Origin of the sequence: Tessaracoccus sp. MC1627, from assembly GCF_014164725.1 — a bacterium.
Classification (GTDB): domain Bacteria; phylum Actinomycetota; class Actinomycetes; order Propionibacteriales; family Propionibacteriaceae; genus Arachnia.
The window spans coordinates 40,178-66,039 of sequence record NZ_JACJGA010000004.1 but is presented as its reverse complement, the minus strand read 5'-3'; the positions used below and the strand labels follow the sequence as shown (position 1 = coordinate 66,039).

At 69.6% G+C, this 25,862-nt stretch carries 22 protein-coding genes; 2 read left to right on the top strand and 20 right to left on the bottom strand.

Features of this window, described 5'->3' with window-relative positions; genetic code table 11:
- Window positions 1-32 precede the first annotated feature (32 nt).
- On the top strand, window positions 33-1,259 hold the full coding sequence (locus H5399_RS08845; RefSeq protein ID WP_182782691.1) for a multidrug effflux MFS transporter: 1,227 nt from the start codon (window positions 33-35) through the stop codon (window positions 1,257-1,259).
- A gap of 537 nt (window positions 1,260-1,796) precedes the next feature.
- Here the strand turns inward: H5399_RS08845 and aspS are convergent.
- The 3 genes from aspS to H5399_RS08830 form a co-directional block, all read right to left on the bottom strand.
- Window positions 1,797-3,584 (bottom strand): aspartate--tRNA ligase, encoded by a 1,788-nt coding sequence (gene aspS / locus H5399_RS08840; RefSeq protein WP_182782690.1) that lies wholly within the window; start codon window positions 3,582-3,584, stop codon window positions 1,797-1,799.
- A gap of 92 nt (window positions 3,585-3,676) precedes the next feature.
- Window positions 3,677-5,014, bottom strand: a complete 1,338-nt coding sequence (gene hisS / locus H5399_RS08835; protein ID WP_182782689.1) for a histidine--tRNA ligase — start codon at window positions 5,012-5,014, stop codon at window positions 3,677-3,679.
- 8 nt (window positions 5,015-5,022) lie between these two features.
- The gene (locus H5399_RS08830; protein WP_182782688.1) at window positions 5,023-5,694 is read right to left on the bottom strand and encodes an MBL fold metallo-hydrolase; all 672 of its coding nucleotides are present in this window, start codon (window positions 5,692-5,694) and stop codon (window positions 5,023-5,025) included.
- 30 nt (window positions 5,695-5,724) lie between these two features.
- Between H5399_RS08830 and H5399_RS08825 the strand changes: the two genes are divergently transcribed.
- On the top strand, window positions 5,725-6,969 hold the full coding sequence (locus H5399_RS08825; RefSeq protein WP_182782687.1) for a DUF349 domain-containing protein: 1,245 nt from the start codon (window positions 5,725-5,727) through the stop codon (window positions 6,967-6,969).
- On the opposite strand, the gene H5399_RS08820 is transcribed toward H5399_RS08825, so the two are convergent.
- The 17 genes from H5399_RS08820 to hisH all read right to left on the bottom strand — a co-directional run bounded on the left by H5399_RS08820 (window position 6,966) and on the right by hisH (window position 25,855).
- A complete protein-coding gene (locus tag H5399_RS08820; RefSeq protein WP_182782686.1) occupies window positions 6,966-9,239 on the bottom strand; it encodes a bifunctional (p)ppGpp synthetase/guanosine-3',5'-bis(diphosphate) 3'-pyrophosphohydrolase in 2,274 nt (757 codons plus the stop codon). The two genes, H5399_RS08825 and H5399_RS08820, sit on opposite strands and share 4 nt — an antisense overlap.
- Before the next feature lie 41 nt (window positions 9,240-9,280).
- Entirely contained in the window at window positions 9,281-10,366 is a 1,086-nt protein-coding gene (locus H5399_RS08815) for a TrkA family potassium uptake protein (RefSeq protein ID WP_182782685.1), read from the bottom strand.
- A 3-nt stretch (window positions 10,367-10,369) separates the two neighbouring features.
- The gene (locus tag H5399_RS08810; protein WP_182782684.1) at window positions 10,370-10,918 is read right to left on the bottom strand and encodes an adenine phosphoribosyltransferase; all 549 of its coding nucleotides are present in this window, start codon (window positions 10,916-10,918) and stop codon (window positions 10,370-10,372) included.
- Window positions 10,915-12,039: a protein translocase subunit SecF gene (gene secF / locus H5399_RS08805; RefSeq protein WP_182782683.1), complete on the bottom strand. Its 1,125-nt coding sequence runs from the start codon at window positions 12,037-12,039 to the stop codon at window positions 10,915-10,917. The genes H5399_RS08810 and secF overlap by 4 nt, the downstream gene beginning before the upstream one ends.
- Window positions 12,039-13,658 carry a protein translocase subunit SecD gene (gene secD / locus H5399_RS08800; RefSeq protein WP_370585726.1) on the bottom strand — a complete coding sequence of 540 codons (1,620 nt, stop codon included), beginning with the start codon at window positions 13,656-13,658 and terminating at the stop codon, window positions 12,039-12,041. Before secD ends, secF begins: the two co-directional genes overlap by 1 nt.
- Before the next feature lie 2 nt (window positions 13,659-13,660).
- A complete protein-coding gene (gene yajC, locus H5399_RS08795; RefSeq protein WP_182782682.1) occupies window positions 13,661-14,107 on the bottom strand; it encodes a preprotein translocase subunit YajC in 447 nt (148 codons plus the stop codon).
- Between the two features lie 77 nt (window positions 14,108-14,184).
- Window positions 14,185-14,985 (bottom strand): HAD-IIA family hydrolase, encoded by an 801-nt coding sequence (locus H5399_RS08790; protein ID WP_182782681.1) that lies wholly within the window; start codon window positions 14,983-14,985, stop codon window positions 14,185-14,187.
- Window positions 14,986-15,887: 902 nt separating this feature from the next.
- Complete coding sequence (ruvB, locus tag H5399_RS08785; protein WP_182782680.1) at window positions 15,888-16,907, bottom strand: Holliday junction branch migration DNA helicase RuvB; 1,020 nt, start codon at window positions 16,905-16,907, stop codon at window positions 15,888-15,890.
- The gene (ruvA, locus tag H5399_RS08780) at window positions 16,907-17,515 is read right to left on the bottom strand and encodes a Holliday junction branch migration protein RuvA (protein ID WP_182782679.1); all 609 of its coding nucleotides are present in this window, start codon (window positions 17,513-17,515) and stop codon (window positions 16,907-16,909) included. The genes ruvB and ruvA overlap by 1 nt, the downstream gene beginning before the upstream one ends.
- Window positions 17,512-18,024, bottom strand: coding sequence for a crossover junction endodeoxyribonuclease RuvC (gene ruvC, locus H5399_RS08775; protein WP_370585752.1), 513 nt, complete (start codon window positions 18,022-18,024; stop codon window positions 17,512-17,514). The genes ruvA and ruvC overlap by 4 nt, the downstream gene beginning before the upstream one ends.
- 19 nt (window positions 18,025-18,043) lie before the next feature.
- Complete coding sequence (locus H5399_RS08770; RefSeq protein WP_182782677.1) at window positions 18,044-18,817, bottom strand: YebC/PmpR family DNA-binding transcriptional regulator; 774 nt, start codon at window positions 18,815-18,817, stop codon at window positions 18,044-18,046.
- A 57-nt stretch (window positions 18,818-18,874) separates the two neighbouring features.
- Window positions 18,875-19,816: a GNAT family N-acetyltransferase gene (locus tag H5399_RS08765; protein WP_182782676.1), complete on the bottom strand. Its 942-nt coding sequence runs from the start codon at window positions 19,814-19,816 to the stop codon at window positions 18,875-18,877.
- Window positions 19,817-19,824: 8 nt separating this feature from the next.
- Window positions 19,825-20,616, bottom strand: a complete 792-nt coding sequence (locus H5399_RS08760) for a 1-acyl-sn-glycerol-3-phosphate acyltransferase (protein WP_182782675.1) — start codon at window positions 20,614-20,616, stop codon at window positions 19,825-19,827.
- Window positions 20,613-22,133, bottom strand: a complete 1,521-nt coding sequence (locus H5399_RS08755) for a lactate racemase domain-containing protein (RefSeq protein WP_182782674.1) — start codon at window positions 22,131-22,133, stop codon at window positions 20,613-20,615. Before H5399_RS08755 ends, H5399_RS08760 begins: the two co-directional genes overlap by 4 nt.
- Before the next feature lie 16 nt (window positions 22,134-22,149).
- A complete protein-coding gene (locus tag H5399_RS08750; protein WP_182782673.1) occupies window positions 22,150-24,498 on the bottom strand; it encodes an HAD-IB family hydrolase in 2,349 nt (782 codons plus the stop codon).
- The gene (gene priA / locus H5399_RS08745) at window positions 24,498-25,229 is read right to left on the bottom strand and encodes a bifunctional 1-(5-phosphoribosyl)-5-((5-phosphoribosylamino)methylideneamino)imidazole-4-carboxamide isomerase/phosphoribosylanthranilate isomerase PriA (protein ID WP_182782672.1); all 732 of its coding nucleotides are present in this window, start codon (window positions 25,227-25,229) and stop codon (window positions 24,498-24,500) included. The genes H5399_RS08750 and priA overlap by 1 nt, the downstream gene beginning before the upstream one ends.
- Before the next feature lie 26 nt (window positions 25,230-25,255).
- On the bottom strand, window positions 25,256-25,855 hold the full coding sequence (gene hisH, locus H5399_RS08740; protein ID WP_182782671.1) for an imidazole glycerol phosphate synthase subunit HisH: 600 nt from the start codon (window positions 25,853-25,855) through the stop codon (window positions 25,256-25,258).
- Between the last annotated feature and the right edge of the window lie 7 nt (window positions 25,856-25,862).

Genomic DNA, 25,862 nt, shown 5'->3' with positions numbered 1-25,862 from the left:
TTGAATCCCAAACCATCCTAGGATGGTCCCTCGTGGCTTCCCACCTCGGCAACACATTCTCGCGACGTCGTCGCATAGCGATCATCGTCACCCTCGGCATGCTGACGGGCCTCGGCCCGTTCACCATCGACCTCTATCTCCCCGCCTTCCCGGCGCTCAAGACCGACCTCGGGATCTCCGACGCGCAGGTTCAGCTGACCCTGTCGGCCACCACCCTGGGGTTCGCCACGGGGCAGCTGCTGGTCGGCCCCCTCAGTGACCGACTGGGCCGGCGGCTTCCGCTCATCCTCTGCTCGATCCTGCACGTGGTGTCCTCCGTCCTGGTGGCGGTGGCCCCCAGCATCGAGTTCCTCACCGCCATGCGCCTGTTTCAGGGCGTTGGTTCGGCGGGCGGTGCGGTGGTGGCGATGGCGATGGCGCGCGACCTGTTCAGCGGGCGCCCGCTCGTGGTGATGCTGTCCAGGCTTGCCCTGATCTCGGGTCTTGCGCCGATCGTGGCGCCCATCGTCGGCTCCTGGATGGTCAGCTTCACCGACTGGCGGGGCGTGTTCTGGGGCCTGGCGGCCTACGGCTCCGTCGTGATCGTGCTGATCGTCGTGATGACGGTGGAGACTCGGCCGCCGTCGGAGCGGACCCGCGGAGGCCTGAAGCCGGTCGGCATGGCCTTCCGGGCGGTGCTCGCGGACCGGATGGCGCTGGGGGCCATCCTCGTGGCGGCCTTCGCATTCGGCGCGCTGTTCTCCTACGTGGCCAGCTCGTCGGTGCTTCTGCAGGAGGTCTATGGCCTCTCCCCCAGGGGCTTCGGCACGGTCTTCGCGATCTGCTCGTTCGGCGTCTTCGTCGGCGTCCAGCTCGGCAGCCGGCTCGCCCAGCGCTGGGGCCCGCAGTGGGTGTTGGTCCTGGCCACGTCGTTGATGGTGACGTCGGGTGTCGCGGTGCTGGTGGTTGACGCCGCGAACGTCGGCTTCGTGCCCCTGGTGCCCGCGCTGTGGATCCTGACGTTCGGGTTCGGCCTGTCCGCGCCCTGTGGGCAGATCCTCCTGCTGCACCACCATCGCCAGCACTCCGGGACTGCGGCCTCCCTGATGGGTGCCGTCACTCAGGTGGTCGGGTCGACGGTGGGCCCGCTGATCGGGCTGTTCGCGATGACCAGCGCCGTGCCGATGGGCATGGGGATCCTGATCTGCGCGCTGCTGGCCACCTCCGCGCTGTGGCTCGTCCTTCGCCCGCGCAGCGTCCCCAACATCCTCGGCGGCTGACCGAATTCCTGTCGGGTCACGCCGGTCCTGAAACTCAACTGGGTCCTGCTACACCCTCGCGTCGACGCGGGCTGCGCCGCTTCGCGGCTCGGCCCGGCTCAACCCAAGTCGACGCGGGCTGCGCCGCTTCGCGGCTCGGCCCGGCTCAACCCGCGGGAGAGCCGCAGATGAGGGCGCGACTCGTGGGGGCGGCTCGGCGCAGTGATGCCCAGCCCGACGATCGCCCAACTGGCGTCCCGCTTGGACGAACTTGCGCCAGGGCCGCCCTGACGAGGCGCACCCGGACCGGGCCGCGCCACCGCCGAACCAGTGCGGGGAGGCGCAAGCCGATGCCCGGGCGGCCTCAACCACCCGAGCCCCGCGAGGCCAGAGCAGCAGCAAGATCCGTCGATCGCGGCCGCCCGGGCATCGGCTTTCGACTCCGCGCATCGAAAGACCGAGCCCGAGACGGTTTGGGTGGTCAAAGACCCCAGGGGCGCTGCGTCGACCGCGGCCGCCCGGGCATCGACTCGCGGTCCGCGCACCGGAGCGTCGCTGTCAGGCAGTGACGCCCTTCACCTCGGGCTTCGCGTCGACTCCCGCTTCCTTGCGCTGCTGCGCGGAGATCGGGGCCGGTGCCTGGGTCAGCGGGTCGAAGCCGCCGCCGCTCTTGGGGAAGGCGATGACGTCACGGATCGAGTCGGACCTGCTCAGCAGGGCGACGATCCGGTCCCAGCCGAACGCGATTCCACCGTGCGGCGGCGCACCGAACTGGAAGGCGTCGAGGAGGAAGCCGAACTTCTCCTGGGCCTCCTCGGCCCCGATGCCCATCACCTTGAACACGCGCTCCTGCACGTCCCGGCGATGGATACGGATCGACCCTCCGCCGATCTCGTTGCCGTTGCACACGATGTCGTAGGCGTAGGCCAACGCCTCGCCGGGGGCCGTGTCGAACGTGTCCAGGTGCTCCGGCTTGGGGGAGGTGAAGGCGTGGTGGACCGCCGTCCAGGCGCCCTCACCCACCGCGACATCACCCTCTGCCTTCGCATCGGAGGTTGGCTTGAACAGCGGCGCGTCAACCACCCACAGGAAGCTCCAGGCATCCGCGTCGATGAGTCCGCAGCGCTCACCGATCTCGTTGCGGGCTGCACCGAGCAGCGCCTGGGATGCGGCCCGGGCGCCGGCGGCGAAGAAGATGCAGTCCCCCGGCTTGGCGCCGGTCTTCTCCGCGAGCCCGGCGCGCTCCGCGTCGGAGAGGTTCTTCGCGACGGGGCCGCCCAGCTCGCCGTTCTCGTCGAGGGTGACGTAGGCCAGGCCCTTGGCGCCGCGCTGCTTGGCCCATTCCTGCCAGGCGTCGAAGGTGCGGCGGGGCTGCGAGCCGCCGCCGGGCATCACGATGGCGCCCACGTAGGGGGCCTGGAACACGCGGAAGGTGGTGTCGGCGAAGTACTGGGTGAGCTCCGTGAGCTCGAGGTCGAAGCGGAGGTCCGGCTTGTCGGAGCCGTACCGGTCCATGGAGTCCAGGTAGGTGATCCGCGGGAACGGAGTCTCCAGCTCCGTCCCGATCAGCGCCCAGATCTCCTTGATGAGGGCCTCGCCCAGCTCGATCACGTCGTCCTGGTCCACGAAGCTCATCTCGACGTCGAGCTGGGTGAACTCCGGCTGGCGGTCGGCGCGGAAGTCCTCGTCGCGGTAGCAGCGCGCGATCTGGTAGTAGCGCTCCATGCCCGCCACCATGAGCAACTGCTTGAAGAGCTGGGGGGACTGCGGGAGCGCGTACCAGGATCCGGGCGCCAGGCGGGCGGGGACGATGAAGTCGCGGGCGCCCTCGGGGGTGGAGCGGGTGAGGGTGGGGGTTTCGATCTCGACGAAGTCGCGATCCCCCAGAACGCGCCGCGCGGCCTTGTTGACCTCGGAGCGCAGCCGGATGGCCGCACCCGGGGCCGGACGGCGGAGGTCCAGGTAGCGGTACTTCAGCCTGGCCTCCTCGCCGACGGTGACCCGCTCGTCGATCTGGAACGGCAGCGGAGCCGACGTGTTGAGGACCTCGAGCTCGGTGATGGCCACCTCGATCTCGCCGGTGGGGAGGTCCGGGTTGTTGTTGCCCTCGGGGCGGATCTCGACGACGCCGGTGACCTTGATGCAGTACTCGTTGCGCAGGTCATGGGCGCCGGTGGCCTCGAGGAGTTCGTCGCGGATGACCACCTGGACGCGCCCGGAGGCGTCGCGCAGGTCGATGAAGGCCAGACCGCCGTGGTCGCGGCGCTTGGCCACCCATCCGGCGAGTACGACCTGGTTTCCTGCGTGCCCGGCGCGGAGCGCCCCGGCGTCGTGGGTGCGGATCACGGTATTCCTCTCGTTGCGCTGCATAGACAGTGCAGCTGGCCCCGACATCGTAACGGCTTGCCGCCCGGGCGCGGTACCTCGTGAGGTGCGGCTCAGGCCTCCGGTGCGCCGACGGTGGGCCGCAGGTCCGCCAGTGGTGGCTGCCACGTGGCCGGCGAGGCGGCCACCTGCTCGCCGGTGCGGATGTCCTTGACGGAGTCCTCGTAGCCGGCGCCGAACCACACGAACGGGATGCCCCTGCGCTCCGCGAAGCGGATCTGCTTGCCGAACTTGTCGGCCTTCGGGGCAACCTCCACCGCGATCCCCCGCGACCTCAGCTGTGCCGCGACCTCGATGGCCCGCTCACGCGACTCCTCGTCGTCGACGGCCACCAGTACCGCGCTCGGGACGCTGCGCGAGGAGACGAGACGTCCCTTGCCGATCAGGGGGACGAGGATGCGGGTGATGCCGAAGGAGTAGCCGACTCCGGGGAAGGTCACCTTGCCGTCGCTGGCCAGCGAGTCGTAGCGGCCGCCGGAGGCGACGGAGCCGAGCTTCTCGGAGCCCACGAGGAACGTCTCGTAGACGGTGCCGGTGTAATAATCCAGACCGCGGGCGATTTTGAGGTCCGCGACGACGCGGTCGGGCACGGAGCGACGCGCCACCCTGACCAGTGCGGCGAGTTCCTCCAGGCCGGTGTCCAGAAGCTCGTGCGTGACACCGAGGGCGCGCACCTCGTCGACGAAGGACTCATCGCTTGCGGAGATACCCGCCAGGGCGACGCAGGCGCGGGCCTGTGCTTCGGAGAGCCCCACCTCGGCCGTCAGCAGCTCCGCCACGGCCCCGGGCCCGATCTTGTCGTACTTGTCGACCCGCTGCAGCACCGCAGCGGTGTCCTCGATCCCCAGGCCAAGGTAGAAGCCCTCGGAGAGCTTCCGGTTGTTGACGTGGAGTGAAACCGGCGGGAGGCCGAGGTCGCGGTGCAGCTTCTCGAACACGTCGACGGCCACCAGCGGAATCTCCACGTCGTGGTGAGCGGCGAGCGAGTCCTGCCCCACGATGTCGATGTCCGCCTGCGTGAACTCGCGGTACCGGCCCTCCTGCGGGCGCTCGCCGCGCCACACCTTCTGCACCTGGTAGCGGCGGAACGGGAACGCCAGGTGGCCGGCGTTCTCCAGCACGTAGCGCGCGAAGGGGACGGTGAGGTCGAAGTGAAGGCCCAACTCGTCGACATCGCCGGCCTCGGCGTGCAGCCGGCGCACCACGTAGATCTCCTTCTCGATCTCTCCCTTGCGGGCCAGCTGCGCCAGCGGTTCGACGGCACGGGTCTCGATGGGTGCGAAGCCGTGCACCTCGAAAGTGCCGGTGACGACGTCGAGGACGCGGTTCTCGATGATCCGTCCGGACGGAAGGAACTCGGGGTAACCGCTGAGCGGCTTGGGGCGGGACACAGGGTTCCTCACAAGGGGTTCGGCTGCAGGAAGGGGTTCGAGTCGAGCTCCTGGCCGATGCTGGTGGGCTGGCCGTGGCCGGGCAGCAGCGGCGTCTCGGCCGGGAAGTGCGTGGCGATGCGCCGCAGCGACTCGCGCATCTCGGCCATGCTACCGCCGGGCAGGTCGGTGCGCCCGATCGTGCCTGCGAACAGCACGTCGCCGGTGAATACCACGGAGGTGCGCGCGGAGGTGAACTCCAGGAGGGTGGATCCCGAGGTGTGGCCGGGGGCCGGGAACGGAGTCACCTGGATCCTCGCCAGCGTGATCGGATCCTCGAGGTCACGCACGTCCGCCACGGGCGGCAGCGTGTCCGAGCCGGTGAGCTGACGCATCAGCTGACCTCCCTGGGGGCCGAGCCCGTCGCCGGGCCGGACCAACAGGTGCTGATCGGCCTTCGCCAGGTACAGGGGGATGTTCCAGTGGGCCGCCAGGAGATGCGCGTCTCCCACGTGGTCCAGGTGGCCGTGGGTGGCGATCAGCGCCACCGGATGCAGCCCACGCTCGGCCACTGCGGCCAGCACCGCCTCGGCCGCCGTGATGCCCGGATCGACGATGATGCACTCGGCGGTGTCCTCGTGCGGTGAGACGAGATAGCAGTTGGACTGCCAGGGCGATACCTGGATTGGCTGGATGAGCACGACGACACCCTATACGGCTAGATTGGGCCCATGAGCGAATCGCAAGCGCCCTCTGATTTTGGCCGCGTCGATGCCGACGGCACGGTCTATGTCCGCGTGGGTGACACCGAACGAAGTGTCGGGCAGATCCCCGACTCCACCCCTGATGAAGCCATGGCGTTCTACGTTCGGCGCTTCCAGAATCTGGCTGCGGAGGTGGGCCTCCTCGAGTCACGGGTGGCCGCCCAGGCCATGTCGCCGGAGGAGGCACGCTCCGCGATCGGCACCGCACGCACGAACGTGACCGGGGCCAACGCCGTCGGGAACCTGGAGGCCCTGACCCGCCGACTGGACGCCCTGCTTGAGGTGCTCCCGGCCCAGATCGAGGCCAGGAAGGCGCAGCGGGCGGAACAGAACTCCGTCACTGTCGCCGCCAAGGAGGCCATGGTCGAGGAGGCCGAGAAGCTCGCTGAGGGTGACGACTGGCGCGGCGGCGTGGACAGGTTCCGCGTGCTTCTCGAGGAGTGGAAGGCGCTCCCCCGGGTGGACCGCGCCACGGACAACGAGCTGTGGCACCGCTTCTCCTCGGCCCGCACGCAGTACACGCGCCGACGCAAGACCCACTTCGGTGAGCTGAACCAGCGCCGGGACGGGGCGAAGGAAGCCAAGGAGGCCATCATCGCCGAGGCCGAGCCGCTGGCCACCTCAACGGACTGGGGCGCCACGTCGGCCGCGTTCCGTGACCTGATGCAGCGCTGGAAGGCGGCCGGGAGCGCGCGCCGCGCCGAGGATGACGCCCTCTGGGCGAAGTTCCGCGCCATCCAGGACGCCTTCTTCGACGCACGCACCGCGGCACAGAGCGCCGTCGACGGCGAGCAGGCGGAGAATCTCGCTGCCCGGTTGGCGTTGGTCGAGCAGGCGGAGAAGGACCTGGAAGGCGTCACGGATGTGGAGGCCGCCAAGACCATCCACCGCGACTTCCTGGGCAAGCTCAACCAGCTCGGTCACGTGCCGCGGACCGCGATGCGGGACCTGGACGCCCGCGTGCGCGCGCTCGGGGACAAGATGGCCACGATGGAGGCCGACGAGTGGCGCCGGACGGATCCGGAGGCGCGCAAGCGAGCCCAGGACACCGTCGCCATGTTCGAGGCCCAGATCGCCAAGCTCGAGAAGGACCTGGCAGCGGCCGAGGCCAAGGGTGACGCGAAGCGGGCCAAGGACGCCAAGCAGTCCATCGAGACGTATCAGAGCTGGCTGGAGCAGGCCCGCGAGACCCTCGCGGACTTCACGGGCTAACCCGCCACCCGATACACGTCGTAGACCCCAGGGATCCGGCGCACCTGACGGATCACATGCTGCAGGTGCGTCGGATCTGCCGATTCGAACGTCATCCGGCCGCTGAACTGGCGCTGCTTATTGGTGGTGATGTTGACCGAGAGGATGTCGACGTGCTGCTCGGACAGCACCGATGAGACGTCCGACAGCAGACGTGCCCTGTCGATTCCCTCGATCTGGATCGTGACCAGGAAGCTCGCGCCCTGCTCGTGGCCGGACCACGCCACGTCGACGATGCGCTCCGGCTCCTTCATCAGCGCCGGCACGTTGGAGCAGTCCGCGCGATGCACGGACACCCCCTCGCTGCGGGTGACGAATCCGATGATCTCGTCCCCCGGCAACGGATAGCAGCACTTCGCGAACTTCGCGGCCACCGAGCTGTCGCCGTCGACGAGGATGTGGGCGCCGTCGCGCACCGGGCGCCTGCGCTGCCTCACCACGACGTCCTCGGTGACCGTGTCTACGGTCTCCTCCTCGCCACCGTGCAGCACGATGAGCTTCTCCACCACGCCCTGGGAGCCGAGGTGCCCCTCCCCGATGGCGGCGTACAGGTTGGGAACGTCCTTCAGGCCCAGCTCGTTGGCCACGGCCGTCAGGTTCTCCAGCGTCAGGAGGCGCTGCATCGGGATTCCGGTGCGGCGCAGGTCCTTGGCCAGCGCATCCTTGCCCTGCTCGATGGCGACGTCGCGGCGCTCGCGCGAGAAGTGCGCCTTGATCTTCTGCCGGGCGCGGCTGGAGACGACGAAGCCCAGCCAGTCACGGCTGGGACCCGCCCCCTCGGCCTTCGAGGTGAGGATCTCCACCTTGTCGCCCTGGGCCAGCCGGGTGCTGAGCGCGACCAGCCGGCCGTTGACGCGGGCGCCGATGCAGCGGTAGCCCACTTCGGTGTGGACGGCGAACGCGAAGTCCACGGGCGTGGCACCCAGCGGCAGCGCGATCACCTCGCCCTTGGGCGTGAAGACGTAGATCTCGTCGGAGTTGATCTCGAACATCACCGAGTCCAGGAACTCGCTGGGGTCCTCCGTCTCCTTCGACATCACGCCAAGCTGGTGCATGGCGCGCAGGCCGGCATCCTCGGGCGTGACGCCCTCGCGGAGGTCCGCCTTGTACTTCCAGTGCGCCGCGACGCCGTACTCGGCGCGACGGTGCATCTCGTGGGTGCGGATCTGCAGCTCGACGGGCTCGTTGTTGGCGCCCAGCACGGTGGTGTGGAGCGACTGGTAGAGGTTGAACTTCGGCCCGGCGATGTAGTCCTTGAACCGGCCGGGGATGGGCTTCCACGCGGCATGCGCCACCCCCAGCACCGCGTAGCAGGTGGCGGTGTCCTGGACGAGGACGCGCAGCCCGATGAGATCGTAGATCTCCTTGAAGTCACGGCCGCGGACCATCATCTTCTGATAGATGGAGTAGTAGTGCTTGGGGCGGCCGTAGACGGTGGCGGTGATCTTCGCCTCGCTGAGCAGGTTCTGGAACTCGGCGATCAGTTCCCTCAGGTACCGCTCCCGGTAGGGGGCCTGCTGGGCCACCATGTCCACGATCTCCGAATAGACCTTGGGCTCGATGACGGAGAACGAGAGGTCCTCCAGCTCCCACTTGATGGTGTTCATGCCCAGCCGGTGGGCCAGCGGGGCGAAGATGTTGAGGGTCTCGGTGGCGATCCGGACCTGCTTGTCCGGCCTCAGGAAACCGATGGTGCGCATGTTGTGCAGCCGGTCCGCCAGCTTGATCACCAGGACCCGCACCTCCTCGGAGGTGGCCATGATCATCTTGCGGATCGTCTCCGCCTTGGCCGTCTCCCCGTAGGTCAGCTTGTCCAGCTTCGTGACACCGTCGACCATTCGCGCGACCTCGTCTGAGAAGTCCAGCCGCAGCTGCTCCAGCGAATAGGGCGTGTCCTCGACGGTGTCGTGCAGGAGCGCGGCCACCAGCACCGGTTCGGTCATCCCGAGCTCGGCCAGGATGGTGGCGACGGCCAGCGGGTGCGTGATGTAGGGATCCCCCGACTTCCGCTTCTGCCCCTCGTGGCACTGATCGGCCACCCGGTAGGCGCGCTCGATCACGTCGAGATCCGCCTTGGGATGGTTGGACTTCACGATCCTGAACAGCGGGTCCAGCACGGCGGACTTGGAACGCACCGCGCCGAGACGGGCCAGCCTGTGCCGCATCCGCAACCGCGGCTGCTCGGGGCCGGTCACCAGCCGCGACACGCCGGTCAGCGAATCCTCTGACATGGTCGCCTCCCTTCGCGCCGCTAAAGCCCAATCGTAGCCGCCTACTCGTCGTAGGGGCGCGACAGCAGCCCGTGTGAATCCTTGGCCGGCGGCTGCGCGCGACGCACGACGATCAGCTCGTCCCCGATCTCGATCTTGGTGGCCGTCTGATCGTAGAAGCGGCGCAGGGTTCCGTTGCGGATGATGCCGATGACGCGTTCACCCTGCACGGCCGACGGCGGCTGCCCGGCCTCCTGCGGCTCGGCCAGCCTCTGGTGAACTTCGAGACCCTCGGCCCCGGTGAGCATGTCCTGCATGATGGTGCCCAGCTCTGGTCCGATGGCCGAGAGCCCGAGGAGCCGGCCGACGGTCTCGGAGCTGGTCACCACCGACGACGCACCTGACTGCCGCACCAGCGGGACGTTCTCGTGCTCGCGCACCGCGACGACCACGCCTGCGGTGGGGTTGAGTTGCCGGACGGTGAGCGTGGCCAGGATGGCTGTGTCGTCGCGGTCCAGGGATATGATGACCTGCTTGGCCTTGCTGATCTCGGCACGGCGCAGCAGCTCACGGCGGGTGGCGTCGCCCTGGAACGCGGCGAGCCCGTCGAAGTTGGCGTCAGCCACAGCGCTGGCGTGCGCGTCGATGACCAGAATCTTGTCCGCGGCCTCACCGTGGCGGCGCAGCGTGTTGACGGCGCTGCGGCCCTTGGTGCCGTAACCGATCACGACGACGTGGTTGCGCATCTTCCTCCTCCAGAACGTGTCTTTGATGCTCCGGCTCCCCTCCTTCGTCAGCACCTCGATGGTGGTGCCGACGAGGAGGACGAGGAAGCCGATGCGCAGCGGGGTGACCACGAGCACGTTGATCAGGCGGGCATGCGCAGCGAACGGCGTGATGTCACCGTAGCCCGTGGTTGTCAGCGTGACAGTGGAGTAGTACAGCGCGTCCAGCAGGGACACGCCGTCGGCAGCGGTGTTGTCGGCGTAGCTGTCGCGGTCCAGCCACACGATCATCGTGCTGACCATCAGGAGCAGCAGCGCCAGCAGTGCCCGCCGTGCGAGCTCCTTGAACGGCGAGGAGGTGATCCGCGGCAGGCTGACCAGCGACAGCACCCCGCCCCGTCCGCCGGGCTCCAACTTGGCCATGGCTCAGACTGTCAGGACTGCGGTGAGATTGTCGATCCCCAGCTCCGCGAGCCGTTGGCGACCCCCCAGGAAGCTCAGCTCCATCAGGACGCTGACGTGCACCAGGTCGGCCCCCATCTGCTTCACCAGGGCGGCCGTGGCCCCCACGGTGCCGCCGGTGGCGAGGACGTCGTCGACCACCAGCACCCGCGCCCCCTGCCGGATGGCGTCGCGGTGCATCGAGAGGGTCTCGAACCCGTATTCCAGCTCGAAGGACTCCGAGATCGTCTCACCGGGCAGCTTCCCGGGCTTCCGCACGGGCACGAAGCCGGCGCCCAGCGCCAGCGCGACGGGTGCGGCGAAGATGAAACCTCGCGCTTCCATGCCCACCACCACGTCGATGCCGCGCGGGGCCGTCGTGACGAGCTCGGTCACCGCCGCCTGGAACCCCTGCGGGGACGCGAGCAGCGGGGTGATGTCCTTGAACACCACACCGGGGCGCGGGAAGTCCGGCACGTCGGAGATCAGTCCGCCCACCAGCTCGCGGCGTTTGGCGGACTCGTTGACGATCATCGCTTGCCCTTCCTCTCCGCACGGGACCCGCCGGTGCGCCTCTGCTGACGCACGCCGGAGGCCAGGAATGCCTCGCCGTCGACGAGGGCCATCGGTTCGGCCGCGGCGTCCAGCGGCTGCTTGTGTGCGCCGGCGCGCTGTGCGGCGCGGGCCTTGCGACGGGCCAGCTGCTCACGGTGCTCGACCATGGCCGGCTCGCGCTCCCGCAGCCACGCCAGCACGGGCATGGCGATGAACAGCGACGAGTAGGCGCCGGCGATCATGCCGATGAGCAGCGCCAGGCCGAGATCAGCCAGGGGCCCGCTCTGCAGCGTGGCGCCGGCGATGAACAGGGCCAGGACGGGCAGCACGCCGATGACGGTGGTGTTGAGCGAGCGCACCAGGACCTGGTTCACGGCCAGGTTCGCCTGCTCCGAGTACGTGTGGCTCGTGTGCTCGATGCCCTTGACGTTCTCGCGGATCTTGTCGAACACCACGACGGTGTCGTACAGCGAGTACGCGAGGATGGTCAGTACGCCGATCACGGTCGACGGGGTGACGGTGAAGCCCACCGCCGCGTAGACGCCCACGGTGACGAGCAGGTCGTGGAAGACGGCTACGACCGCGGCCACGGACATCTTCCAGTCCCGGAAGTAGGCGGCGATCAGCGCCATCACCAGCACGATGAACACCACCAGAGCGATGGTGCCCTGGCGGGTGATCTGCTCTCCCCAGGAGCCGCTGATGGCGTTGTAGGTGACGTCGTCGACCGTCGAGCCGGCGATGCGGGCAACCTCTGCGCGAACGGTGTTGGTCTCGTCTGGGCTGAGTGCCCGGGTCTGCACGCGGATCGCGTCCTCGCCGAGGGCGAAGACCTGCGGGGCCAGGTCCTCGACGGCCACGTCGGCCATCTGCGCACGGACCTCGTCGACGGTGCCCTGTTGAACGCGCATCGGGGCCTGGAAGTCCGTGCCCCCGCTGAACTCGATGCCCAGGGTGAGACCGCGCCACACCAGCAGCAGCAGCGAGACGCCGATGACAACCGCCGACACGATGAACCACAGGCGGCGGTGCTTGATGAAGTCGTAACTGGTCTGGCCCGTGTAGAGCCGCTCGGCGATCCCGAGCTTCCTGGTGGACATCAGGCCTCCTGCGGGACGGTTGAGCTGGCGGCCGTGGCGCGCTTGCTGCGGCGGCCGAGCAGGGAGTCCCGGGTGACGCCCATGCGGTGGGCGTCGAGCCCGGACCACCTGTGACCCTCACCGAAGAACTTCGTGCGGCTGAGCAGCTCGACCACTGGCTTGGTGAAGAAGAACACCACGGCCAGGTCGATGAGCGTGGTGAGAGCGAGCGTGAACGCGAAGCCCTTCACCGCGCCGACGGCCAGGACGAACAGCACCACTGCGGAGAGGAGCGAGACCGCGTCGGAAATGACGATGGTGCCGCGCGCCTTCGCCCAGCCGGCCGAGAGGGCGGACTTGAGGCTGCGCCCCTCCCGGATCTCGTCGCGGATGCGCTCGAAGTAGATGATGAACGAGTCTGCGGTGACGGCGATGCCGACGATGGCACCCGCGATGCCCGGGAGATTGAGCGCGAAGCCCATCACCGACCCCAGCAGCACCATCATCGCGTAGGTGGCCGACGCGGCCACCGCGAGGGAGAGCACGACGACGATGCCCATGCCCCGGTAGTAGAGGAAGCTGTAGAGCATGACCACGAGGAGCCCGATCATGCCGGCGATGATGCCGACCCGGAGCTGCTCGCCGCCCAGCGTGGCCGAGACGGTCTCCACCTGGGACGGCTCGAAGGACAGCGGGAGGGAGCCGTACTTCAGCACGTTGGCCAGGCCGGCAGCCGACTCTGCGGTGAACCCGCCGCGGATGATCGCGTCACCGTTGGTGATCCGGCTCTCGGCCGTGGCCGCCGACTCGACCTTGCCGTCGAGGACGATCGCGAACATGTTGCGCGGTTCGGCTGCACCCACCAGGGCGCCCGTCAGCTCAGACATGCTGGCGGTGCCCTCGGCGTCGAAGCTGAGCGTCACCGCGTACTGCAACTCGCCTTGCGGAATCCCGAACGAGGCGGTGGACAGGTCCTGACCACGCACCGCGACGGGGGCGAGGAGGAACTTTCGGAGGCCGTCGGTGTCACAGGCGACCTGCGAGGTCAACGGATCGTCGGCCACCTCGTCGCCGCACGTGAATTCCAGGAACGCCTGGTACTCGGCCTCCGTAGGCTCAAAAGCGAGCACCTCGGCGATGGGCAGCTGATCCACCGGCTCGCCGTCCGGGCCGGGCGACGGGGAGGGCGTGGGGCTGGGGGCGGGTTCGGGGAGACCTGGCAGCGGCGACTCGGACGGGTCCGGAGAGGCCGACGGGTCCGTGCCGGTACCCGCGGCCACCTGGAGCACGGGGCGGAACTCGAGCTGGGCGGTGGCTCCCACGAGCTGGACCAGATCGTCGCGCTCGACGTTGGGCGCCGAGACAACGATGTTGCGCTCGCCCTGGATGACCACTGAGGCCTCACCGACACCGAGGCCGTCGACGCGCTGCTGCATGATGTCGCGGGCCAACTCGAGCGACTCCATGGGCACTGCGTCGTTCGTGGCCGTCAGGGTGATCGTCTGCCCGCCCTTGAGGTCAAGGCCGAGCTTCGGGGTCCACGTGTTGGTGGCCGCCATGATGGTGTAGAGACCCGCGATGATGAGCAGGAAGACAGTGAGGACGACGCCGGGGCGCCCCCTCTTCGCTGAGGTGGCCACCGTTACTTGGTGTCCTCCGCACGCGGCTCCGCGGTGCGATCCTGGAAGAACGTGTCATCGGCTGAAGCACCGTTGTCGACGGGGGTGGCCGCGTCGTCGGAGGGTGTCTCGGCCAGGGCCGGGGTGAGGTCCGCGTCGTCGCCGATGACGTCGTCGCCCTCGGCGGCCTCATCGGTGAATTCGAACTCCTCGTCCTCGGGCAGGACCTTGCGCGCCACGTTGCCCTTCAGCACCGTGACCTCGACCCCGGGGGCGAGCTCGACGATCAGCTGCCGCTCGCCGATATATGAGACGGTGCCGAACATGCCCGAGGTGAGGAGGACGCGGTCACCGACGCTGAGCCCTGACTGCATCTCCTGGTGCTGCTTGGCGCGCTTCTGCTGCGGGCGGATCATGAGGAAGTACATGACCGCGAACAGCGCGATCATCATGGGGATAAGGGGGTCCATAGTTCGTTTCACTCCGTACGTGGGTAAGCCATCGATCAGGATAGCGGTGCCTGCAAGGATAACCGCGCCGAGGCGCGTCAGGCCCCATCGTCGGTCGGCGTGGCCCCAGCCAGCATCTGGTGGACGCCGTCGAGGATCTCCACCGGGCGATAGGGGAACTGTGTCATCGAGGAGGTGGTGGAGATGCCGGTGAGCACCAGCACCGTGTGCAGGCCCGCCTCCATGCCCGCGACGATATCAGTGTCCATCCGGTCCCCGATCATGCCCGTCTCCTCGGAGTGGGCACCGATCTTGTTCAACGCGGAGCGGAACATCATCGGATTGGGCTTGCCCACCACGTAGGGCTCGCGGCCGGTGGCCTTGGTGATCAGCGCCGCCACCGCGCCGGTGGCCGGGACCACCCCCGAGGGCGTCGGCCCCGTCGCGTCGGGGTTGGTGGCGATGAACCGCGCCCCGCCGTCGATGAGCCGGATGGCGGTGGTGATGGCCTCGAACGAGTAGGTGCGGGTGTCGCCGATGACGACGAAGTCCGGGGCCCGGTCGGAGAGGACCATGCCGGCGTCGTGGAGGGCGGTCGACAGGCCTGCCTCCCCCACCATGAAGCAGGTCCCGCCGGGCTTCTGCTCGGCGAGGAACTTGGCGGTGGCCATGGCCGAGGTCCAGATCCTCTCCTCCGGCACGTTGAGGCCCGAATCCCTGAGGCGCGCGGAGAGGTCCCGCGGCGTGTAGGTGGCGTTGTTGGTGAGTACCAGGAACGGGGTCCCCGATGACACCCAGTGGTCGATGAGTTCCTGCGCGCCCGGCAGCGCCCGGTTGTCGTGCACCAGCACGCCATCCATGTCCGTGAGCCAGGCCTTGATGTCCGCACGCGTCCGCATGGCTGACAGGCTACCGGTCCGTGGCCGCGGCACGGCGTGGCCCGTCCCTCCCGCTCCCTGAGGAGGGCCGCCCGCGAAGCGGCGTGGACCATCCCCACCGCTCCCTGAGGAGGGCCGCCCGCGAAGCGGCGTGGACCGTCCCCACCGCTCCCTGAGGAGGGCCGCCCGCGAAGCGGCGTGGCCCGTCCCCACCGCTCCCTGAGGAGGGCCGCCCGCGAAGCGGCGTGGCCCGTCCCCACCGCTCCCTGAGGAGGGCCGCCCGCGAAGCGGCGTGGCCCGTCTCGAAGGGTCGTGACTACCACCTTCACGCCAATCTCGTTGTCGGGTGCGGGGAGCCGTGAGTCGATGCCCGGGCGGCCGTTGTCAAACGTCTTGCTGCCGGGTGCTGGTCCGGTCGGTGGTCGCGTTGTGGAGGCCGCCCGGGCATCGTCTCCCGTCTCCCCGCACTCGTTCCCCCTGTGGCGTTGACTTGTCCCGGTGCGGGCCGGCAGGGCGGCGTCGGGGTCGGGTCCGCTTGGGCGGGATGCCGGTTGGGTGATCGTCGGGTTGGGCACCGCTACGCAGTGCCGCCCTGCCGTCCCCCACCCCTGTGCTGAGGTGCGGGCTCTCGACCCTTCGAGACGTCCCACGGTCGCTTCGCGACGCGGGACCCTCAGGGACCGAACTTTCGCCCTCTGAGGAGCGCCGTCCGCGGAGCGGCGTGGACCGTCCCCCACCGCTCCCTGAGGAGGGCCGCCCGCGTAGCGGCGTGGACCGTCTCGAAGGGTTGTAACGTCAGCTGACAAGCACTCCTGGCCCATCGAGACGGCTGCCCTGCGCTGGTGAGCAGGTCGCCGGGATGGCCCCGAAGGCCCAGCCCGCCCAACGTCCCTCGCCCCGTGCTGCACCAACGGAGAGGACCGCTAGTCGAACAGGGCGGGGTTGGCCGAGGGCACCGACATGCCGAGGTGGGCGTAGGCAGCCCGGGTGGCGACGCGGCCGCGGGGGGTGCGCACCATGAGTCCTTCCCGGATGAGGAACGGCTCGGCCACCTCCGCGATGGTCTCGATCTCCTCCCCCACGCTGAGCGCCAGCGTGGAGAGCCCGACGGGGCCGCCGTCGAACAGGCGGCACAACGCCACGAGGACCGAGCGGTCCAGCCGGTCCAGGCCGCGCTCGTCCACCTCATAGAGTTCCAGCGCAGCCCGCGCGACGGAGCGGTCCACGTCCGGGTGACCCTTGACCTGCGCGAAGTCCCGCACCCGCCTCAGCAGACGGTTGGAGATCCGCGGCGTGCCGCGGGAGCGGGTCGCGATCTCCCGGCGCGCGGCGTCGTCGATCCGCACCCCGAGCTTCCCTGCCGAGCCCGCGACGATTCCCTCCAGGTCTTCTGAGGCGTAGAAGTCCAGCTGCGCGGTGAACCCGAACCGATCCCGGAGAGGCCCGGGAAGAAGCCCAGCCCGGGTGGTGGCGCCCACGAGGGTGAACGGCGGCAGCTCGATGGGGATGGCCGTGGCGCCGGGCCCTTTGCCGACGATCACGTCCACGCGGAAGTCCTCCATGGCCAGGTACAGCAGTTCCTCGGCGGGGCGGGACAGCCGGTGGATCTCGTCGAGGAAGAGCACCTCACCCTCGTCCAGACCGGACAGGATCGCGGCGAGGTCGCCCGCGTGCTGGATGGCTGGGCCTGAGGAGATCCGCAGCCCGGTACCGAGCTCGGCCGCGATGATCATGGCCAGGGTGGTCTTCCCCAGGCCGGGGGGGCCGGACAGCAGGACGTGGTCCGGGGCGCTGCCGCGGTGGCGCGCGGCGTCCAGGACCAGCGCCAGCTGCTCCCGCACCCGCGGTTGGCCTTCGAACTCCGCCAGCCGCTTGGGGCGCAGGGCCGCCTCGTAGTCGCGGTCCTCGAAGTCTGCCGTCGGGTCCACCTCCGTGTGGTCCATCACCGCCTCGCCAGCGAGTTGAGGGCGGCGCGCAACAGCTTCGCCACCCCGATCCCGGGATCTGACTCGACGAGGTGGGCGACGTTGTCACAAGCCGCCTCGGCGTCCCGCGACGACCATCCGAGGCCCTGGAGGCCCTCGCTGACCTGCGCGCGCCACGCGTCTGTGTCCGCCGGGCCGGAGGCGTCGCCGGCGGGCGTGTCCGCCAGGACCATCACCCTGTCCTTCAGCTCGATGACCAGTTTCTGCGCGCCCTTGAGCCCGATGCCGGGCACCGCGCACAGGCGCTTGACGTCCTCCGTCAGCACGGCGCGCCGCAGCTCGCCCGGCGTGAGCACCGACACGATTGCCAGGGCCAGCTTCGGGCCGACGCCGGTGGCCGTCTGGGCCAGCTCGAAGGCTTCGCGCTCCCCCTCCTCTCCGAAGGCGAAGAGCGTCATGGAGTCTTCCCGCACCACGAGCGTGGTGTGCAGGGTGGCGCGCTCCCCCACGCGGAGCCCGGCGGCGGTCTGAGGGGTGGTGAGCACCCGGTAGCCGACGCCGCCGACGTCGAGGACGCCGAAGGTGGCGCCGGCCGACAGGACGGTGCCGGTGAGGAGGGCGATCATCGGGTCCCCTTGGCTGCCGCGACTGCCGCGGCGTAACGGTTGGTGGCGCCCCCGCGCCAGGCGTGGCACACCGCCACCGCCAGGGCATCCGCTGCGTCGGCCGGCCTGGGCGGCTCGGTGAGCCTCAGGATGCGGGTGATCATGAGGGCCACCTGCGCCTTGTCGGCGGAGCCGGAGCCGGTGACGGCGGCCTTCACCTCCGAGGGCGTGTGGAAGGTTACGGGGAGGCCGCGCCGGGCGCCGTTGAGCGCCGCGACACCGGCGGCCTGCGCCGTATCCATGGCGGAGTTGACGTTGTGCTGGGAGAAGACGCGCTCGATGGCCACCGCCTCCGGCGCGTAGTCGTCGAACCAGCCCGCCAGGCCTGCCTCGAGCGCCAGCAGGCGCTGCGCGATGTCCAGCCCGACAGGAGTGCGCACCACCCCCACGGCCACCAGCCGCGGCGGTTTCCCGACTGTGCCGTCGACGATCCCTATGCCGCAGCGGGTGAGGCCGGGGTCGATGCCGATGATGCGCATGCCCGGCGGATCAGTCCTCGGCCTCGAGGGCCTCGGCGACCTCGGGGGTCACGTCGAGGTTGGTGAAGACGTTCTGCACGTCGTCGGAGTCGTCGAGGGCGTCCATGATGCGGAACACCTTCTGCGCCACGTCGAGGGAGTCGACCTCCTGGTCGAAGGACGGCACGAACTGCACCTCGGAGGAGTCGTAGTCCAGCCCCGCCGCCTCGATGGCCTTGCGGACCTCGACGGTGTCGTTGGGGTCGCAGACCGCCTCCCACACGTCGCCGTCGTCGTCGACCTCCTCGACTCCGGCCTCCAGTGCCGCCTCGAGCAGGTCGTCCTCCGAGATGTCCCTTCCGCCCTGCTGCTTGGGAACGGTCACCACGCCCTTCCGGGCGAACAGGCGCTGGACCGAGCCGACGTCTGCCATGGTGCCGCCGTTGCGGGTGACCGCCACGCGGACGTCCGAGGCCGAGCGGTTGCGGTTGTCGGTGAGGCATTCGATGAGGATCGCCACGCCTGCCGGGCCGTAGGCCTCGTACATGATGGTCTCGTAGTCCGCACCGCCGGACTCGGCGCCGGAGCCGCGCTTGACGGCGCGGTCGATGTTGTCGTTGGGCACCGACGACTTCTTGGCCTTCTGGACCGCGTCGTAGAGGGTGGGGTTACCGGCGAGGTCACCGCCGCCCAGCCGGGCCGCGACCTCGATGTTCTTGATCAGCTTGGCGAACAGCTTGCCCCGCTTGGCGTCAATGACCGCCTTCTTGTGCTTGGTCGTCGCCCACTTGGAATGGCCGCTCATCCTTGTCCCACCTTCTTGCGCTCCGTCGTCTGTACTGGCCGACAGCTTATCGCGGGCTCAGGGAACCACCTTCGTGAGGAGTGCCACCGCGTCGCGTGTCGTCCAGCTGAGCTCCGCGGAGAGCCGCTGCACGCCCACCCCGTCCGGGGTGTCGATGCCGATGCCGGCCTCGTGGCAGCCGGCTTCCCGCATCGCCTGCAGGCAGCGACCCATCAGGGCCAGGGAGATCTTGTGGCCGCGGTGCTCCGGGTGGACCCCGAAACGCTCGATCCAGCCCACAGGCGCCCCATCGTCGTCCGTGTCCGCCACGCCGCTCATGGCGTACCCCACCACCTGGCCGTCGACGCTGGCCAGGAACGACCAGTCCGGGCGGAAGTCCGGATCGTGGAGACGCGCCGCCCACACGTCCGTGGTGACCTCATGGCCCATGCCGTTGAAGCACAGGTTGTGCAACTGCCGTACCCCCTCGGAGTGCATGGGGGTGAACGCCTCCAGCTGCACGTCCTCGACTGCCGGTGACGCAACGGGCCGGGTGAGGTCGCGGTGGAGATCGTAGTAGTAGCGCTCGATCGTGAAGCCGAGGCTGTGGGCCACGCGCTCGAGGCCGGGGCGCCCGAGCTCCGCGTAGCAGCCCAGCCACAGCGGCTGACCGGGCCGGAACTCGTCCCGCCACGCGGCGGCGTGGGTGACCTGCCAGTGCAGCAGCGCGGTGCCGATGTGCAGGTGCCGGTGGGTGGGGTGAACTCCACCCATGAGGTACATGCGCAGCGGGTCCGTCTCGGCGATGTAGGCCACCGCGTAGGCCGAGAGGGACTGGTAGGCGTCGTAGCCGCCGACGGCGTGCGCCACCTGCAGGTTGCGCTGCGTGATCGATGCCGCCACGCCGGACAGCACCGAATCTTCCAAGGCGTCGAGCTGGCTGCGGAAGTGATCGAGATCGGCAGCGTCGTCCGGGCCGAGGAGTCGCCACGCGAGGTGCGGCTCCACATAGACGTCCATTCCCCGCGCTACCGCCAGATCCTGTGCTCGGGGGCGGGCTTGGGTGCGGCCTGGTCCCAGAGCCTGCGCCAACGCGGCGCGGACAGGGTGGTGCCCGAGCTGGCTCCGCCGCGGCGGCGCTGCACCGTCCACCACGACAGATCGCCCTCGTGGACGAGCTCCTCGACGCGGGCCTGCACCTCGGCCGTGGCCTCGGCGAGGGAGCGTCCCCGGGTGTAGAGGGGGGCGCCGAAGCGGATGGAGACCTTCGGCCGGCTGCGGAGCGCCAGCTTCAGGATGTCCTGAAGCTTGAACGTGCCGACGATGCCGACCGGCACGATGGGCACGTTGTGCTGGTTGGCCAGTGCCGCGGGGACGGTTGAGAACTCGCCGACAAGGCGGCGCTTGACGGGCTCGTCGGCGAACACCACCACGTTGCGCCCGCCCGCGATCGCCCGAGACGGGGCGATCATCGTCGGCCGCACCCTTGACGGGAGGGCGAAGCGGAGCAGGTGGTAGTCCATCGCACCCTGCTCGTTGGCGGCGAACACGACTGGCGGCTGAAGGCCGGCGACGCTGTCGGCTGAGACCAGCTCGATGTCGAGGCGAAGGTTCAGCAGCCTCAGCATCAGGTGTCGCCCAGACAGGGCGGCGCGGAGGCTGAGTCTGTCGCGGGCCACGGGGGGCCGCGGGGGCGCGCCCGCGGGTGTGCCGGTGTGCAGCATCCCGGACGCGATCTGCCTCAGGTCACGGGGCCAGGTCAGCTTGGGCCGCTGGCGTCCGCGCCCGCTCTGCGCCCAGGACGGGAGCAGGCGGCTCATCGCACATCGCCCAGCGCGAGCCCGGGACTGCGCAGCACCGTGATGGAAGGGGCGCGTCCCACGGTGTTCGACGCGATCTCGAGGGCGTCAGCGTAGGTGGTCGCGCTGCGGTGCCCGAGGATCGCGGCGCTGCGCCGGTCCCCGCCCACCCAGATCACGTCGGAGAACCGCTCAGCCGCCCGGGCGGTGGCGTACCAGCGGTGGAACACGTGCAGCGGGTGCTCGGCGAACTGCTTGCGGTACAGGTCCAGGTACCACTCGTCGTCGATGGCGCGCGCCTCGTAGGTGGCGGCGATCTCGGCCGGGTCCGTGGTCTGCGGCAGCACCGTCGCGAAGAAGTCGGCGGCCGCGGACTGACGGCGGTTCGAGAACCGCCTCCGCAGCGGATGGAACGCGATCAGCGCCCCTCCCTCGCGGGCGTAGGGGGTGCCCAGGTGGGTTCCCGCCCGGGTCACCAGGGCGTGGTGCGCCGCGCCGAGCGGGGAACCCACCGGGTCGCCCTCATCGAAGGAGGCGCCCCAGACCGATGTGACCAGGACATCCGCCTGCCCCTTCACCTCGACAGCGTTGGCCGCCTTCCACACCAGGCGTGAGTCCGCCATCACGCGCTGGTAGTCACCGCTGAGGACGTCGACGATGGCGTAATCGGCTCGCGGGTTGCCGTGTAGCAGTTGGGCGCCCTGTCGCGGCAGGGCCGCGACGATCTGGCGGGCGCTGGCCAGCGACAGCTTGTCGGCCAGGTTCCATTCCCATTCGCGGCGGGAGGCGAAGCGCAGTGACCGGCCCAGCAGGGGCTGCCCGAGCACCGCGACCACGGCGAAGGTGCGGATCTTCCCGTGCACCAGCGACTCGACGCCGGCGCAGTACCGATCCTCGCTCTGCGCCCCTGCGAGCCGGTTGACGGTCTCCACGTCCACCAGACCAGAGACGAACGGGCACCGCTCCCCCGAGTCCGCCCGGGCTGAGACCAGCACCACGAGGTCCGAGGAGGCGACCCGGCGATTGAACTTCACCGGGACCCCGTCCACGTCGCCGAGGTGCACCAGGTCCGGCGAGGTGACGTCGTGGCTGCTGACCAGCCCGTCCGGCAGGAAGGAGGTGGCCACGCGGTCGCCCAGCACCTCGGTGACGGCGGCCGCATTCCACTTCTGCTTGAGGCCGGTGGCGATCACCAGCTCCACGTCGTCGACCCCCACCCGGGCGGCCGTCTCGAGGACGCGCTCGACGAGGGTGCGGCGGACCTCGAACTCGGGGCGGGGCAGCGGGCTGTCGGAGTCCACCACGACGATGGTCAGGCGGGTGTCAGGCTTGAGCTGCGAGGCCAGCGGGTCGGCGCCGAGCGGAGCGGCCAGGGCCGAATCCACCAGCGCCACCGGGTCCGTGGAGGGCGCGGCGTCGGCGGGGTAGATCACCCTGGTGCCCAGCCCCAGGCGCTCCAGGCGCAGATCAGCGCCGGCCATGGTGAGCAGCGGCGGGGTCTGGTCGTCCACCTCGAGGACAAATCCTGGTCGAGACATCAGTCTTCCTTTCCGTTCACGACATCCTCCAGCGGGGCAGCGGAGACATGGCAGGCCACTCGACGATGGACCAGCCCTTGGCCTTTGCCGCTCGCATGAGGCCGATATCGGGGCTGACCGCCACCGGGTTGCCCACGGTGGTGAGCATGGGGAGGTCCACGTGGCTGTCTGCGTATCCGTAGCACTGCGTGAGATCGATGTCGTGCAGCGACGCGTAGTGCGTGAGCCAGGCCGAGCGGGACTCGCCCACCATGGGCGGTCCGCTGAGGAACCCGGTGCAGCGGCCGTTCTCGTCAGTGGCCAGTTCGGCCGCCACGATGGTGTCGAACAGGCCCTCGAACGGGCGGGTGAGGGGCCGGATCACGCCGGTCATCAGGATGGTGGTGTGGCCGGCGTCGCGGTGCTCGCGGATGCGCCGGATGGCGTCCGGGGACATCCGGTCGAGGATGAGGGGCGCCAGCTTCTCGTCGACGAACTGCTCCAGCGCCGCCAGGTCCGCCCCGGCGTAGCGGCGGTAGATGGAACGCAGGAAGACGCCCCGGTCACGTCGCTCAGCGCCCAGGTAGACGGGCAGCTGGGCGGTGACCCGGGCCACCTCCAGCGCCCGTCTCATCGGGGAGAGCTCGGGCAGGCGCGCCCACAGATAGGTCTCGACGACGTTGGTGGCCATGACGGTGCCGTCCAGGTCGAAGGCCGCCACCACGGTGCCCGGCTCCGCCGGCTTCAGCTCCCTGAAGGTGGCCGATCGGGCCTGCCGGCGCTTCCGGGCCGCCTCGAGTCGGCGCACAGGGTCCGTGATGGCCGGGATGTGCACCTCCTCCATGTAGTGCGTCCAGGTGTAGGAGGCCGAGTCGAACCCGAAGATGTCCAAGTCCTGAGGGTGCAGGGAGTTGTGCAGCGCAAGGGCGGCGTCGTCGACGAAGTGCAGCTCGGACTGCAGGTACTCGCCGTACAGGGTGAGGTACTTGCTGAGGAAGTCCAGCTGCTTGGCGGACTTGTCCAGCTGGGTGGCCCAGGCCCGGGTTGACTTTCCGCGCGGCGCGAAGCTGAGCAGCTTGTTGGCCGCCGTCACGCCCTTGCCCGCGACCCACATGAACTTCTCGATGGGTTCGGCGCCGGGGAAGGTCCAGGTGGCCAGCGGCGTCGAGCCCTGGCCGAACGTGTAGGGGTGAGCCTCGAAGTAGCTGCGGACGTGCTCGTAGACCCCGCGGAAGGTGAGCGGGTTCCTGGCCCCGGAGCTGCCGTGGTAGTACTCCGGCCGGCCCACCTCTGGGGTGGTGGCGCAAACCGCGACGATGCCGTTGACGATGAAATCGCAGGGGATGATGTCGATGACCGCATCCGGGGAGGCCGGGAACTCAGGCAGCTGACCCCGGCCGTAGGCCAGGATCAACGGCTCCGCCATCTTGAACCCCTCGATCCAGCCCGGATAGGGGTGCTTCAGGGAGGACTCAACGATGGCGGGACGGTAGATGGAGATCCGGAAATCCTGCCCCAGGTCCGCCACCACCCGCTCCCCCAGCGCCTTGGCGAAGGTGTAGACGTCGGTCCAGCCCAGGGAACGGGCTCGCTCGGTGCCGGCCTGGACCAGCTCGGTCTTGACCCACTCCTGGCGGCGCCGCTCGGTGTCGCGGGAGGTGGTCAGGTAGCCGGCCTTCGCGTGGAGCGCCTCGGCCTCCCTGCGGAGTTTCGTCAGCTGCCCCGCCTCGCGGGAGCGGGCCTCGATGTGCTCCTTCATCGCCATCGCCGCGACAGTCTCAGCCTCGTAGTCCACGTCGTGGACGTGCGCTGCCTCGGGGATGGCGCCGCGCCGACGACCCGCGGTGTAGGCGGTGGAGACGTGCACGTAGTGGGGCACCTTGACCAGCGTGCCGTCTTCGTCCGAGCAGGCCTCGCGCAGCTTCGTCAGGAGGGCCTTGGTGCCGATGACGTTGGTCATGAAGGCCTGGTCGATGGGCGGATCGAAGGACACGTCGCCCGCGCAGTGCAGGAGCACGTCGAGGTCGCGCGGGAGGTCCGGCACGTTGGGCAGGTCACCCTCGATGACGGAGACCCGCTCTGCCATCAGCTTCTCGACGCCGCCGGCAGCCTCGACGATGGGCTTGAAGATCTTCTTGCCCAGGAGGCCGACGACGCGCTGCTCGGCCGTGACCGAGCCTTTCCGGCGCACCAGGACGGCGGTGGTGGTGTCCGGGCATTCGGTGAGCACCTTCCACAGGAGCTGCTCGCCGATGAACCCGGTGACGCCGGTCATCACGATCTTCTTGCCGGCGAGCAGGTCCGCGATCCGGCCGTTCAGCAGCGGCGGGACGTGCACGCGGGCCGAGTTGACCTCGCCGAACGTACTCGCGGGTGGCTTGGGCATCAGAGGTCTCCTTCGGCCACGGCGAGTGCCTCCTCGATGGTGAACCGGCCGAGGTAGAGGGCCGTGCCGATGATGGCGCCCTCGATCCCGCGGTCCACGAGGCCGCGCAGAGCCCGGAGGTTCTCCAGCGTGGCGATCCCGCCGGAGGCGATCACCTTCTGGCCGCTGCGCTGCGCGACGGCGGTGAGCAGTTCGATGTTGGGGCCGGTGAGCATGCCGTCGGAGTTGACGTCGGTGACGACGAACCGCTCACATCCGGCGGCGACGAGCCGGTCCAGAGTCTCGGGCCAGGGGCCCCCCTCTGTGGTCCAGCCGCGGGCGGCGAGGTTCTCGCCGCGCACGTCGAGGCCGATGGCGACCCGGTCCCCGTACTGGCCGATGATCCGCTCGCACCATTGGGGGTTCTCCAGGGCAGCGGTGCCGATGTTGACCCGCCTGGCGCCGGTGGACAGCGCCCGCTCAAGGGACTCGTCGTCGCGGATCCCGCCGGACAGCTCGACGTTCATCTCGAGGCTGCCGACGATGGAGCGCAGCAGCTCAGCGTTGCTGCCGCGGCCGAAGGCGGCGTCCAGGTCCACGAGGTGCAGCCATTCGGCTCCCCCGTGCTGCCATCTGAGGGCAGCGGCGAGCGGGTCGCCGAACTCCTTCTGTGACCCCGCGATCCCCTGCACGAGCTGGACGGCCTGGCCGTCCTGCACGTCGACGGCTGGCAACAGCTGCAACTTCTCCACGACGCCCAACCCTAGCTGAAACGGGGCTACCAGGACCCGAGCCAGTTCGCGATGAGCCGCGCACCGGCGGCCCCGGACTTCTCAGGATGGAACTGGGTGGAGCTCACCGGCCCCTGCTCGACGGCGGCCACGAACGTGGCGTCCTCGTGGCGGGAGAGCGTCACCAGCGCGTCCGGGGGCGGTGCGATCGCCGCGTAGCTGTGCACGAAGTAGAAGCGCTCCGCCGCCAACCCGTCGAAGAGCACGCTGCCCTCCGGCGGGGTCACGGTGTTCCAGCCCATGTGCGGCAGCCGGTGGGCGTCCAGTTCCACGACCCGTCCGTGGAACAGCCCAAGCCCTGGCGTGTCGACCCCGTGCTCGGTGCCGCCGTCGAACAGGACCTGGTGACCCACGCAGATGCCGAACAGTGGCCGTCCGGCCTCCACCCACCCGGAGATGAGCTCGACGCCCCCGGCGGCCCGCAGCCCCGCCATGCAGGCCGCGAAGGCGCCCACACCGGGCACGACGAGCGCGTCCTGGCGGCGCAGCTCTGACAGGTCCGAGGTCACGACGAGGTCCGCGCCCGCGTTGGCGAACGCGCGGGCGGCCGAATGCAGGTTGCCCGAGCCGTAGTCGAGCAGACCCACCCGGCGG

Bases quoted from the DNA above. Each gene is read 5' to 3' on its own strand.
- H5399_RS08825 (WP_182782687.1), top strand. From the start codon at position 5,725: ATGAGCGAATCGCAAGCGCCCTCTGATTTTGGCCGCGTCGATGCCGAC.
- H5399_RS08820 (WP_182782686.1), bottom strand. From the start codon at position 9,239: ATGTCAGAGGATTCGCTGACCGGCGTGTCGCGGCTGGTGACCGGCCCC.
- H5399_RS08815 (WP_182782685.1), bottom strand. From the start codon at position 10,366: ATGGCCAAGTTGGAGCCCGGCGGACGGGGCGGGGTGCTGTCGCTGGTC.
- H5399_RS08810 (WP_182782684.1), bottom strand. From the start codon at position 10,918: ATGATCGTCAACGAGTCCGCCAAACGCCGCGAGCTGGTGGGCGGACTG.
- secF (WP_182782683.1), bottom strand. From the start codon at position 12,039: ATGTCCACCAGGAAGCTCGGGATCGCCGAGCGGCTCTACACGGGCCAG.
- yajC (WP_182782682.1), bottom strand. From the start codon at position 14,107: ATGGACCCCCTTATCCCCATGATGATCGCGCTGTTCGCGGTCATGTAC.
- H5399_RS08790 (WP_182782681.1), bottom strand. From the start codon at position 14,985: ATGCGGACGCGTGCGGACATCAAGGCCTGGCTCACGGACATGGATGGC.
- ruvB (WP_182782680.1), bottom strand. From the start codon at position 16,907: ATGGACCACACGGAGGTGGACCCGACGGCAGACTTCGAGGACCGCGAC.
- ruvA (WP_182782679.1), bottom strand. From the start codon at position 17,515: ATGATCGCCCTCCTCACCGGCACCGTCCTGTCGGCCGGCGCCACCTTC.
- H5399_RS08770 (WP_182782677.1), bottom strand. From the start codon at position 18,817: ATGAGCGGCCATTCCAAGTGGGCGACGACCAAGCACAAGAAGGCGGTC.
- H5399_RS08765 (WP_182782676.1), bottom strand. From the start codon at position 19,816: ATGGACGTCTATGTGGAGCCGCACCTCGCGTGGCGACTCCTCGGCCCG.
- H5399_RS08760 (WP_182782675.1), bottom strand. From the start codon at position 20,616: ATGAGCCGCCTGCTCCCGTCCTGGGCGCAGAGCGGGCGCGGACGCCAG.
- H5399_RS08755 (WP_182782674.1), bottom strand. From the start codon at position 22,133: ATGTCTCGACCAGGATTTGTCCTCGAGGTGGACGACCAGACCCCGCCG.
- H5399_RS08750 (WP_182782673.1), bottom strand. From the start codon at position 24,498: ATGCCCAAGCCACCCGCGAGTACGTTCGGCGAGGTCAACTCGGCCCGC.